General features: G+C 72.1%; 8 protein-coding genes and 1 pseudogene. 8 read left to right on the top strand and 1 reads right to left on the bottom strand.

Annotation, left to right across the window (positions count from 1 at the left end; translation table 11 throughout):
- Window positions 1–14 precede the first annotated feature (14 nt).
- Window positions 15–455: a pyridoxamine 5'-phosphate oxidase family protein gene (locus ACH4OW_RS11515; protein WP_360128713.1), complete on the bottom strand. Its 441-nt coding sequence runs from the start codon at window positions 453–455 to the stop codon at window positions 15–17.
- A gap of 474 nt (window positions 456–929) precedes the next feature.
- Between ACH4OW_RS11515 and ACH4OW_RS11510 the strand changes: the two genes are divergently transcribed.
- From ACH4OW_RS11510 to ACH4OW_RS11475, 8 genes and pseudogenes are all read left to right on the top strand, one after another.
- Entirely contained in the window at window positions 930–1826 is an 897-nt protein-coding gene (locus ACH4OW_RS11510; protein ID WP_398026897.1) for an oxygenase MpaB family protein, read from the top strand.
- A gap of 131 nt (window positions 1827–1957) precedes the next feature.
- Window positions 1958–4777: an AMP-binding protein gene (locus ACH4OW_RS11505; protein ID WP_398026895.1), complete on the top strand. Its 2820-nt coding sequence runs from the start codon at window positions 1958–1960 to the stop codon at window positions 4775–4777.
- A 52-nt stretch (window positions 4778–4829) separates the two neighbouring features.
- On the top strand, window positions 4830–5756 hold the full coding sequence (locus ACH4OW_RS11500) for an NAD(P)-dependent oxidoreductase (RefSeq protein ID WP_360128848.1): 927 nt from the start codon (window positions 4830–4832) through the stop codon (window positions 5754–5756).
- A gap of 26 nt (window positions 5757–5782) precedes the next feature.
- Window positions 5783–7201, top strand: a complete 1419-nt coding sequence (locus ACH4OW_RS11495) for a methyltransferase (protein WP_398026893.1) — start codon at window positions 5783–5785, stop codon at window positions 7199–7201.
- Window positions 7202–7247: 46 nt separating this feature from the next.
- Window positions 7248–8438, top strand: coding sequence for an FAD-dependent monooxygenase (locus ACH4OW_RS11490; RefSeq protein ID WP_398026891.1), 1191 nt, complete (start codon window positions 7248–7250; stop codon window positions 8436–8438).
- A 177-nt stretch (window positions 8439–8615) separates the two neighbouring features.
- Window positions 8616–9851, top strand: a pseudogene (gene thrS / locus ACH4OW_RS11485) (threonine--tRNA ligase); the annotation flags it as partial.
- A 64-nt stretch (window positions 9852–9915) separates the two neighbouring features.
- Window positions 9916–11007 carry a glutamate--cysteine ligase gene (locus tag ACH4OW_RS11480; RefSeq protein WP_360128728.1) on the top strand — a complete coding sequence of 364 codons (1092 nt, stop codon included), beginning with the start codon at window positions 9916–9918 and terminating at the stop codon, window positions 11005–11007.
- A gap of 63 nt (window positions 11008–11070) precedes the next feature.
- The gene (locus ACH4OW_RS11475; RefSeq protein ID WP_398026889.1) at window positions 11071–12675 is read left to right on the top strand and encodes an amidase family protein; all 1605 of its coding nucleotides are present in this window, start codon (window positions 11071–11073) and stop codon (window positions 12673–12675) included.

Below are 12675 nucleotides of genomic sequence, written 5' to 3'. Positions count from 1 at the left end.
CCCGGCCCGGCGGCTCAGCGGCCCTCCGGCCCCGCGGCGCACACCGCGTGCACCGGCTGGGGGACCAGCCGGAACCCGGTGACCAGGTCAGGGTGGATGCGCAGGGCGGCGCTCATGGTCCGGGCCACCCACGGGCGCAACAGCTCCTGGTAGCGGGCCTCTTGGGCCGGGTCGGCCACCAGGCGGGCGTATCCGGTGACGACGACGCTCCAGCCCAGGTGGGTCAGCGGGTCGATGGCGTCCGCTTCGTAGGCGACCACGAGGCCCGCTTCGCCGGCGGGCGGCGCGATCGACGTGAGCGTCGCCCCGTCGTTGAGCCGGACGATGATGTCCTCGCCGTCCAGCAGGTGGTTGACGGGCCGGATGGCGGGCAGGGCGTTCTGCGTGAACACGAGCCGCCCGAGCGAGACGCTGCCGAGCAGCCGCAGTGACTGGCCGCGGCTGAGCTGCTTCATGTTCCGGGGTTCCACCGCCTCGTGAGGACCCTTCGGTTGCCGTGTGTCCGCGTGGTTCATCATGCACACCCTTTGCTCCGGCCGCGTTCGCCCGGGCATCTCGTTGCCTGACCTGCCAGCCTTCCCGGGGCGGGCCGTCGGCGACAGGGCCGAACGGTCCTCTTGGGGGGCCGTGCCGGTGCCCGCCGGCGGGTCTGCCTCGTCGGCGCGGACCCGCGCCGGACGCGTGCGCAGCCGTCTCCCCTCCCGTTTCGTGCTCTGGAAATACCTTGTCAAGTGCCCTCTGTCCAGGGCCTTTCGTACCATCAACGGTCATTGGACGATGTCCCGCCGATGAGATCAACAAGCCTATGACTTCGGCATTTGTCGGGGTAGTGTGACCGCGCGTCGTGCACTTCGCCGCCTGGCCGGACATTTTTCGGCCGAAGCGCGTATGCACAGGAGATGACCCCCACATCCTCCGGAGGTACAGGAATGACTGCTGCATCCGGCTTACCTGCCCGGTCTGTCGTACCGGCGGTCACCGCCCGCCCCGGGCGTCCCGCCGTCCAGCCGCTCGGGCCGGACGCGGTGGCCTGGCGGATCGGTGGCGACCGCCGACTGCTTCTGCTCTCCGGTTACCTGCTGCTCCTCCAAGGGGCGCACCCCGGCATCGGGGCCGCGACCCGGGAGCACCCCAACCCCGTGGGCGCCGGGCCGTGGCAGCGGCTGGACCAGCGGATGACGTCGGTGTTCACGCTGATCTTCGGCGGCCCCCAGGCCTTCGGCGAGGCGGACCGGCTGCGGGAGAGCCACAAGACGATCAAGGGGGTCGACGCCCAGGGCAAGCGGTACCACGCGCTCAACCCCGAGGCGTACTGGTGGGTGCACGCCACCCTCTACCGGGCCCTCGTCCTGTCGCAGCAGTGGTTCGGGCGCCCCCTGAGCCCCGCCGCCCAGCAGCGCCTGTACCAGGAGTGGCGTCAACTCGGCCTGATCCTGGGGCTGCGCGAGCACCACATGCCGCCCACGCTGGACGGCTTCGACGCGTACGTCGCCACCATGGTCGACGAACGCCTCGGCGACAACGAGACGGTGCGCGACCTGCTGGGCATCGTGAACGTGTCCGCGCTGCCGCCGCCGGGCTGGTGGCGCCTGCCCCGGCGGGACTGGCAGCGTCTGTGCCGGACCGCGGAGCCGCTGGCGTACGCGCTGGTCGTCGGCTTCATGCCCGCGCCGCTGCGCGACCGCCTCGGCCTGCGCTGGACGCGGGCCGACGAACGGCGGCTGCGCCGGTTCGCGGCCGTCGTCCGTACGGCGGCGCCCCTGGTGCCGCAGCGTTGGCGGCTCCACCCGGTCGCGTACCGGTTCAAGCGCTCGAAGCGGCCGTAGCGCCTCCGAGCGGTATCCAGTAGGTCTTCCGAACAGCCCTGGAGCTGTCGGGCCTTCGGCGGCGCCGGCCGTGCAGCGGCGATCCCCCCGGCCGCCGGGAACCCAGCAAGAAGTCGGAAAGGAACACAGTCATGCGCGAAGTGCTGTCCTCCACCGCAGGCGAGAGTCCGCAATCACCCGACCTGTCCCGAAACGAGCCCGGCGGTGGCCTGGTCGGCCTGTTGCTTGACGCTGCCGGGTCCCACCCCGCCTCGGGCGTGCTGAGCCTGTCCGGTGACGGTGCGAGCGCGTTACCCCTGACGACGTATCCGGAGCTGCTCCAGGCGGCGAGCCGCACGCTGGGCGGGCTGCGGACCGCGGGCCTGCGGCCCGGCGACAGGGTCGCGCTCCTCCTGGAACACTCCCAGGACTTCATACCGGCGTTCTGGGCCTGTGTGCTGGGCGGTTACGTCCCCTGCCCGCTCGTGCCGCTGAGATCGGACGCCGAACGGTGGGCCGCGCAGCTGACGCATGTGAACACCCTGCTCGACGGGCCGTTGCTGGTCACGACCGAGGCGTTGAAGGGCGAACTGCCCGACGTCGCGGGCCTGGCCGTGGCCTGTACGGAGGACCTGGCGACGGCGGCTCCCGCGGCGGACTTCCACCGCGCGGACCCGGACGACCTCGCGCTGCTGGTGCTCACCTCCGGCTCCACGGGCGCCGCCAAGGCCGTGATGCTGTCCCACGGCAACCTGCTGGCGTCCATGCGCGGCAAGAACGGGCACCACCGGCTGCGCTCCGGCGACACCACGCTGAACTGGATATCGTTCGACCACGTGGCGGCCCTGCTGGAGTGCCACCTGCTGCCGCTGTCCGTGGGCGCCACCCAGATCCACGTCGGACCGGAGGCGGTCCTGGAGGACCCGCTGCGGTTCGTGCGGCTGATCGATACCCACCGCGTCACCGTCACCTTCACCCCCAACTTCCTGCTCGGCCAGATCAACCAGGCACTGGAGCGGCCGCCGGCGGACTTCGCCCCCGACCTGACGTGCCTGCGCCACATCGTCAGCGGCGGCGAGGCCGTCGTACGCACCACGGGCCTCACCTTCCTCGACCGGCTCGCGCCCTACGGACTGACCCAGGAGGCGGTGTGGCCCGCCTTCGGCATGACGGAGACCTGCGCCGGCAGCATCTACTCGCGGGAGTTCCCCGAGGCCGACGCCGGGCAGGAGTTCGCCTCGCTGGGCACCGCGGTCACCGGCCTGGAGATGCGGGCCGTCGACGACGAGGACGTGCCGCTCGGCGACGGCACGGCCGGCGAGCTCCAGCTGCGCGGCCCGATGGTCTTCACCGGCTACTACAACAACGAGGCGGCGACCCGGCAGGCGTTCACGGAGGACGGCTGGTTCCGCACCGGCGACCGGGGCAGGATCGCCGGCGGCCGGCTCACGCTGGTGGGGCGGAGCAAGGACAGCGTCATCGTCAACGGCGTCAACTACTTCAGCCACGACCTGGAGACGGTGCTGGAGCAGCTCGACGGCGTGGAGCCGTCGTACGTCGCCGCCTTCCCCCTCCGCAAGCCGGGCAGCGACACCGAGCAGCTCGTCGTCGCGTTCGCCCCGTCGGCCCCGCTCGACGCCGCGGGCCCCGGAGGAGAGGCGGAACTGCACCGTCTGCTCGTGGCGATCCGCGGCAGCGTGGTGCTGCACTGGGGATTCCGACCCGCGCTGGTGCTGCCGCTGCCGGCCGAGGAGTTCCCCAAGACCAGCCTCGGCAAGATCCAGCGTGCGCTGCTGCGCAAGCGCCTGGAGTCCGGCGGGCTGGCCGTGTACGAGCGCCGCGCCGCCGAGGTGACGGAACGTCAGCTCGGTGACCACGCGGCGCCGGAAGGCGCCACCGAAACGGCGCTGGCCAAGATCTACGCCGAGCTGTTCGAAGCCGACCCCGCAGCGGTCGGCGCCACCGTCAGCTTCTTCGAACTCGGCGGCACCTCCCTGGACATCCTGCGCCTGAAGAGCCAGGTCGAGCGCACCTTCGGCATCGCCGACCTGCCGGTGCTGGACATCCTGCGCGCCTCGTCCGTACGCGACCTGGCCCGCCGGCTGGACGCGGGCAAGCCGGCCGTCCCCGGCGCCTACGACCCCCTGGTCCCGCTCCAGACCACCGGCGACAAGACCCCGCTGTTCTGCGTGCACCCCGGCGTCGGCGAGGTGCTGGTCTTCGTCAACCTCGCCGCGTACTTCACGCGCGAGCGCCCGTTCTACGCGCTGCGGGCCCGCGGCTTCAACGCGGGGGAGAACTACTTCACCGAGTTCGACGAGATGGTCCAGTGCTATGTGCGGGCCATCCGGGAGCAGCAGCCGCACGGCCCTTACGCGGTCGCCGGGTACTCCTACGGCGGCGCGGTGGCCTTCGAGATCGCGAAGGTGCTGGAGTCGCAGGGCGAGCGGGTCGACTTCGTCGGCATCTTCAACCTCCCGCCGCACATCAAGCCGCGCATGGAGGAACTCGACTTCATCGAGGGCGCCGTCAACCTGGCGTTCTTCCTGGACCTGATCAGCAAGGAACAGTCCGAACTGCTGCCGGGGCAGCTGCGGAACCTCCCGCCGGGACAGGACCCCATCAAGGCCCTGCTCTCCCACGCGCCCGCCGGGCGGATGGCCGAACTCGACCTGGACCAGCCCGCGTTCACCGCCTGGGCGGAACTCGCCCAGTCGCTGCTGGCCATGGGGCGCACGTACGAACCGAGCGGCAGCGTGGAGCGGCTCAGTGTGTTCTACGCGATCCCCATCCGCGGCACCAAGGAGGACTGGCTGAACCTCCAGCTCAAGAAGTGGGACGGCTTCAGCCGCAGCCCGGTGAAGTACATCGACGTACCCGGCGAGCACTACACGCTGATGGGACACCGGCACGTCGCCGCCTTCCAGGACATCCTGCGCCGGGAACTGGACCAGGCGCTGGACGGCAACTGACCCGCCCACCCAAGCACTCGTGCCAAGCGACGACAGCGAAGGAGAACCCGTGCTGGCGGGAAAGAAAATCCTGATCACCGGAGCCACCGGCCAGGTGGCCAGGCCGGTGGCCGAGGCCCTGGCCAAGGACAACGAGGTGTGGTGCCTGGGCCGGTTCGGCGACGCCACGGCCGAACGCGAGCTGAGCGCACAAGGCATGCACACCAGGCGCTGGGACATGGCAACGGACGGCCTCGGCGGCCTGCCGGACGACTTCACCCACGTCCTGCACTCGGCCGTACACCGCGGCGACGGCACCGACTTCGAGGACGCGGTGGCCGTCAACTCCGTCGCCACCGGCCGCCTGATGACACACTGCCGCCGCGCCGAGTCCTTCCTCTTCGTCTCCACCGGCGCGGTCTACGCCTCCCAGGGCCTCGGCCACCACTACACCGAGACCGACCCGCTGGGCGGCCGGGCGCCCTGGCTGCCCACCTACCCCGTGGGCAAACTCGCCACCGAGGGCACGGTGCGGGCCTTCGCGGCGACGCTGGGCCTGCCCACGACCATCGCCCGCCTCAACGTGGCCTACGGCCCGTACGGCCACGGCGGCGTACCGGTGCTCTTCTACCGGCAGATGCTGGCCGGCCGCCCCATCGAGGTGCCCCGCGGCGGACAGCACCTGTGCAGCCCGATCCACACCGACGACATCACCCGCCAGGTGCCGCTGCTGTGGGGCGCGGCAGGCGTGCCCGCGCAGGTGGTGAACTGGGGCGGCGACGAGGCCGTGGGCATCAAGGACCTGATGGCGTACGTCTCGGAAGTGACCGGGACACCGGTCGGCTTCACCGAGGCCGAGGTGACCCGCGAGACGTACGCCTACGACAACACCCGGCGCCGGGCCCTCATCGGCGACTGCCGCGTCGACTGGCGCACCGGTGTCCGCCGCGCCCTCGCGGCCCACTTCCCGCAGCTCGACACCGGCACCCCGCTGTCGTGACCACGGCCCCTGGAGGAAACGCAGACATGCCCACGAGCACCGACCTGATCCGCTCCGCCTACGCCGCGTTCCACCGCCGCGACCTCGACGGCGTCCTCGCGTTCTTCGCACCCGACATCCTGTGGACCCACCCCGACGGCATGGACGCCTACGGGCTCGGCGGGACCAAGAAGGGCCACCGCGAGGTCCGGGAGTTCATGGCCCGTGTACCGGGGGTGTTCAGCGAGATGCGCCCCGAGCCCGAGGAGTTCGTCGGGTCGGGCGACCGGATCGCGGTCTTCGGCACCCACCACATGCGCGGCGCACGCAGCGGCGTCAGCGGCACCGTGAAGTTCGTGCACTCCTGGCGCATAGCCGACGGCAAGGCCACGCACTTCGAGGACCACTTCGACTCGGCCCAGGTACGCAACCTGCTGGAACCGCCCGCCGACGCCGACCCGGTGGGCCGTATCCTCCAGACCGGCCTGGGCTTCTGGCACTCCAAGGTGCTCATGTCGGCCTGCGAACTTGGCGTCTTCACCGAGCTGGCCCGCGCGGACCGCCCCCTGGACGCCGAGGAACTGCGTACCCGCATCGGCATCCACCCGCGCGGCGCCCTCGACTTCTTCGACGCCCTGGTCTCGATGGACCTCCTCGACCGCGAGGCGGGCCGCTACCGCAACACCGCGGCCGCCGGCGCCGTCCTCGACCGGGGAAAGCCGGAGCACTACGCCGGCGCCATCCTGGAGTTCGTCAGCGAGCACGACTACGAACCCTGGGGCCGGCTGACCGAGGCGCTGCGCACCGGCGAGCCGCAGACCAACGTGCCCGAGGACGGCACCGACCCGTTCGCGGAGCTGTACGCCGACCCGGAGCGGCTGCGCCGGTTCCAGCGGGCGATGACGAGCGGTTCGCTGCCGACCATCACGGCGCTGGCCGAAGCGTTCGACTGGGGCCGGTACCGCACCGTGGCCGACATCGGCTGCTCCGAAGGCGCCCTGCTCTCGCACGTCCTGCGCGCCCACCCCCACCTCACCGGGACCGGCTTCGACCTGCCGCCGGTCGGCCCCACCGTGGACGAGACGGTGGCCGCCGCCGGGCTCGGCGACCGGATGGCCTTCCGCCCCGGCAGCTTCCTCACCGACGAACTGCCCCGCGCCGACGTGCTCGTCTTCAGCCAGATCCTGCACGACTGGGACCTGGAGACCAAGCGGATGCTGCTGCGCAAGGCGTACGACGCGCTGCCCGAGGGCGGCGCCGTGGTGATCGCCGACGCGCTGATCGACGACGAGCGCCGGCACAACACCTTCGGCCTGCTGATGAGCCTGCACATGCTCGTCCAGAGCCCGGGCGGCTTCGACTACACGGGCGCCGACGGCATCGGCTGGCTGACGGAGGCCGGCTTCCGCGACTGCCGGGTCCAGCCGCTGCCGGGCCCCCGCTCGCTGGTCGTGGGCGTCAAGTGACCGGCGGTCCGCACCGCACCCGCGGGCAGCACGAAGGAGCGACAGCATGACCACAGCCCTGATCATCGGCGGCGGCATCGCGGGTCCGGCCACCGCGATGGCCCTGCACAAGGCGGGCATCCGGTCCGTCGTCCACGAGGCGTACGACGCCGCCGCCGACGAGGCCGGTGCCTTCGTCACCCTCATGGAGAACGGCCTGGACGCGCTGCGGGCGATCGACGCCCTGGAGCCCGTGCTCGACCGTTCCTTCGCCGCCGCCGGCGTGGACTTCACGAGCAGTTCGGGCCGCGAGCTCGGCCACGTCCCCATGGGCGACGGGCGGCCCGGCGGAGCGACCCCGCGCACGCTGCGCCGCGCGAGCCTGTACCGGGTGCTGTACGAGGAGGCGGCCAGGCGCGGCATCGACGTCGTACACGGCAAGCGGTTCACCGGAGCCACGACCACCGCCGGCGGCCGGGTCGTGGCCTCGTTCGCCGACGGCAGCACCGCCGAAGGCGACCTCCTCATCGGGGCCGACGGGCTGCGCTCCACCACCCGCCGGGTCATCGACCCCGATGCGCCGGAACCCCGCTACACCGGCCTGAACACCGTCTTCGGGTACACCCGCGACAGCACCGCCCCGGCCTCGCCCGACGGCTACCGCATGATCTACGGCAAGCGGTCCTTCGTCGGCTACACCACCGCCCCGGACGGCGAGACCTGGTGGTTCGTCAACATGCCGGGCCCCGAACTGTCCAGGGCCGAGATCACCGGCACCACGTCCGACCAGTGGCGGGAGCGGCTGCTCGCCCTCTTCGCCCAGGACCGGACCCCCGCCGCCGACCTCGTCGCCGCCACCGGCAACACCATGATCAGCAGCAACACCTACGACCTGCCCGCCCTCCCCGTCTGGCACAACGGGTCGATGGTCGTCATCGGGGACGCCGCACACGCGGCCGCACACGCCGGCCAGGGCGGCTCCATGGCCCTGGAGGACAGCGTGGTCCTCGCCAAGTGCCTGCGCGACATCCCCGGCATTCCCCGGGCACTGACGGCGTACGAAGGGCTGCGCAGGGAACGCGTCGAGCGCGTCGTGGCGATGAGCGCCCGCATGGGCGACGACAAGATGCCCTCCCGCCTCAAGGGGGCCCTGCGGGACGCCATGATGCCCCGCCTGCTGGCCCGCGGCCGCCCGGGAACCCCCGGCTGGCTGGCCGGTCACCGCATCGAATGGCAGGAACCGGTGACGGTCTCCTAGGAAAAATGCCTCTCGCGGGCAGGAACACCTCTGCTACGGTCCCCGGCATGAAGCGCGCCGGAATGACGACGACGCCGGAGAGAGTCCCGGCGCGCTGACCGATGTCCTAGTCGAAGCCCCGGGGCGAGTGCCCCGGGGCTTCGCCATGGGAGTCACTCGCCCGATGTCCGCGAGGAGACCACCATGTACGACCACCGCAAGCTCGGCCGGGAACTGGGCCTGTTCGGCACCGACCCGCTGATCGGCTCCGGGCTGCCGTACTGGCTGCCCGACGGCGCGACCGTGCGGCACACCCTGGAGGAGTACGTCCGCGACGCCGAGCGCCGGGCGGGATACCGGCACGTGTACTCCCCGGTGCTCGGCAAACGGGAGCTGTACGAGATCTCCGGGCACTGGTCGCACTACGGCGCGGACATGTTCCCGCCGATGGACCTCGGCGGCGAGCAGGTCGTGCTGCGCCCGAGCCTGTGCCCCCACCACGCGGTGATCTACCGCTCCCGCTCCCACAGCCACCGCGAGCTGCCCCTGCGCATGGCCGAGCTGGGCGGCATGTACCGTGCCGAACTCTCGGGCGTGCTCGGCGGCCTGGGCCGCGTCCGGGCCATCCAGCTCAACGACGCACACATCTTCTGCACCCCCGGCCAGGTCGCCGAGGAGGCACAGGCCGCCCTGGACATGATCCGCCAGGCGTACGAGGCGCTCGGCATCCGCCCGTCCCGCTACCGGCTCTCCCTCCCGGGCCCCGGCGGGAAGTACGTCGCGGCGCCCGGCCTGTGGGAACGGTCCACCGCCGTGCTGAGCGAGGTCCTCGACCGCGCCGGACTGCCCTACGAGGCGGCCGAAGGCGAGGCGGCGTTCTACGGCCCCAAGATCGACGTCCAGGTCACCGACAGCGCGGGCCGGGAGTCCACCCTCTCCACCGTCCAGGTCGACTTCCACCAGCCCGAGCGGTTCGACCTGCACTACATCGGCCCGGACGGCGCCAGGCACCGCCCCGTCATGCTGCACCGCAGCATCATCGGCAGCGTCGAACGGGCCGTCGCCCACCTGGTCGAACAGCACGGCGGCGCCTTCCCTGCCTGGCTCGCCCCCACCCAGCTGGCGGTCCTCCCGGTCTCCGACGCACAGGTGCCGGCCGCCGAGGCGTTCGCCGAAAGCTGCGCGGAACGCGGGCTGCGCGCCCGGCTCGACGGGCCGGAACGCGGCAGCCTGGGCGCCCGCGTCCGGGAGGCCCGCCTCGTGCCGTACCAAGCGGTCGTCGGCGCCAGGGAAGCAGCCGCCGGGCAGGTGGCACTGCGCCTGCGCGACGGCCGCCGGCTCGGCCCGCGGCCCGCCGACGCCGTCCTGGATCGCGTCGGCGCCCTGGTCGGAGCGTGCCGTACCGAGCTGTGGGACTCCGAAGACGCGTCGTAGCGGGTGAAGGGGCCACGGCGGGGTACGTGAGCGGAATCCAAGAGGCAAAGAAAGGGCGGACGGCGTGCGCAGTGTGGGTGTGGAGGAGGAATTGCTGCTGGTGGACGCCCGGACAGGGGACCCCCGTGCCCTGTCGGCCGCGGTCCTCGCGGCGGCCTCGCGGGACCCGTGGGGCAACGAGGAGATGTTCGAGAGCGAGCTGCACCGGCAGCAGCTGGAGTTCGCCACCCGGCCGCAGACCGACATGGGCGATCTGGACCAGGAGATCCGGCGGTGGCGGGCGGAGGCGGCCCGCCACGCCGAGGGCCTGGGCGCGTCGGTCGCCGCCCTGGCCACCTCGCCGCTGGCCGCCGACCCGGCCATCGGCACCGGCGAGCGCCACCGGTGGCTCGCCGAGCACTACGGCCTCACGGTCCAGGAGCAGCTGACGTGCGGCTGCCACATCCACGTGTCGGTGGAGTCGGACGAAGAGGGCGTGGCGGTGCTCGACCGGATGCGGCCGTGGATGTCCGTGCTGCTGGCGATGAGCGCGAACTCGCCGTACTGGCAGGGCGCGGACAGCGAGTACGGCAGCTACCGCAACCGGGTGTGGGGGCGGTGGCCCTCGGCCGGCCCCGTCGAGGTGTTCGGCTCGGCCGACCGGTACCACGAGCAGGTGGGCGAGATGACGGCCAGCGGCGTGCTCAAGGACGAGGGCATGGTCTACTTCGACGCCCGGCTGTCCTACAACTACCCCACCGTCGAGATCCGGGTCGCCGACGTCTGCCTGGACGCCTCCACCACGGTCCTGCTGGCGGCCTTGGCCCGGGGCCTGGTGGAGACGGCGGTACGGCAGTGGCGCGACGGCGAGCCGCCCGCGCGCCACAGCGTGGCGATGCTGCGCCTGGCGACGTGGCGGGCGGCCAGGTCGGGGCTGGAGGGGCAGCTGATCCACCCTGCCACGATGCGCCCGGCGCCGGCCGAGGCCGTGGTGCGGGCCCTGTTCGACCACGTACGCGACGCCTTGGAGGACACCGGAGACGTCCTGCCCACACAGGAGGCGCTGACCGCCCTGCTGAAAACGGGCAACGGCGCCCGGGTCCAGCGGGACCTGCTGCGCAGCACCGGCAGCCTGCGGGGTGTGGTCACCGAGTGTGTGCGCCGCACGCTTGTCTGAGACGGGGAAGCGCCCGCCCGACACCCTTGCGTCGGAAGAGCCGCGTGTAGTGCGCTACTTCCCATGGTGAAAAAGAGAGTAGCCACACTGATCGCCGCTCTGGTCACGGGGACCCTCGTCACGGGCACCGCCCCTCCGCACGCGGAAGCCGGCCGGTCCGGCGCCGGCAGTCCACCGCCGGCGGCCGGGCCGTCCCCGCTGCCGGGAGTCGATCTCGACACCGTGACGATTCCGCAGCTCCAGGCCCGCATGGCGGGCGGCTCGCTGACCTCCGCCGCGCTGACCCGCGCCTATCTGAGCCGCATCGAGACGGTCAACCCCAAGATCAACGCGGTGCTGCGCACCGACCCGACGGCCCTGCGCCAGGCGGCCGCCAGCGACGCCCGGCACCGGCGCGGCGACACCCTGGGCCCGCTCGACGGGATACCCGTCCTGCTCAAGGACAACGTGGACACCCGCGGCCTGCCCACGACGGCCGGGTCGCTGGCCCTGGCCGGCAGCCCGCCGGACACCGACGCCGCCCTGGTGACCCGGCTGCGGGAGGCGGGCGCGGTGATCCTCGGCAAGACCAACCTGTCGGAGTGGGCGAACTTCCGCTCGACGAAGCCGACGTCGGGCTGGTCGGCGGTGGGCGGCCAGACCCACAACCCGTACGTACTGGACCACAACCCGTGCGGGTCGTCCGCCGGGTCGGCCGCCGCGCTCGCCGCGTCGTTGTCGCAGGTGGCGATCGGTACCGAGACGGACGGCTCGATCGTGTGCCCCGCCGGGATGAACGGCGTGGCCGGCCACAAACCGAGCCTTGGACTCGTCAGCGGAGCCGGCGTCGTGCCGATCTCCGCCGAGCAGGACACCGCGGGCCCCATGGCGCGCAACGTCACCGATGTCGCGCTCACCCTCTCGGTGCTCAGCGGCGGGAAAACCACCTGGCCCGGCGCCTCCGGGCCCACGGACGGGCCGCGGAACCCCCACGGCCTGCGCGGCAAACGGATCGGCCTGTGGCGGCTGCCCTCGCTCGGCGCCGAGGTGGACGCCCTGATGACCCGTACGGCGGCGCGGCTGCGCAAGGCGGGAGCCGAGGTCGTCGAGGTGACGCCCCCGTACCAGGAGCGGCTCGCGGAACTCGAATTCCCGGCGCTGCTCAGCGAGTTCCACCGGGACATCGACGCCTACCTCGCCACCCGCAAGGGTCCCAAAGACCTCGCCGGACTGATCGAGTTCAACCGCACCCACCCGGCCGAGCAGACCTGTTTCGCCGGTCAGGAACTGTTCGAGCAGGCCCTCGCCGCGCCTCCCACGACCGACCCCAAGTACCTGGCCATGCGCGCCGAACTCAAGGACCTCTCCCGGCGGTCCATCGACGAGACCCTGGCCGCCCACCACCTGGACGCCATCGCCGCGCCGACGAACCCGCCCGCCTGGACGACGGACTGCGCCCGGGGCGACAACGACGTGATCCCGTCCTCCACCCCCGCGGCGGTGGCCGGCTACCCGTCACTGTCGGTGCCCGCAGGATTTGTGGGCGAACTGCCTGTGGGCCTCCTCTTGATGGCCGGAAACCACCAGGACGGCAAGCTGCTGTCGCTGGGAGCCGCGGTGGAACGCCGGCTGGACGCCTGGCGGGCGCCGCGCTACCTGCCGTCGGTGGGGAGCGGCGCCTCCCGGTGA

Source organism: Streptomyces sp. NPDC017056, from assembly GCF_044332485.1.
Taxonomy (GTDB): Bacteria; Actinomycetota; Actinomycetes; order Streptomycetales; family Streptomycetaceae; genus Streptomyces.
This window is presented reverse-complemented; position numbering and strand designations above follow the sequence as displayed.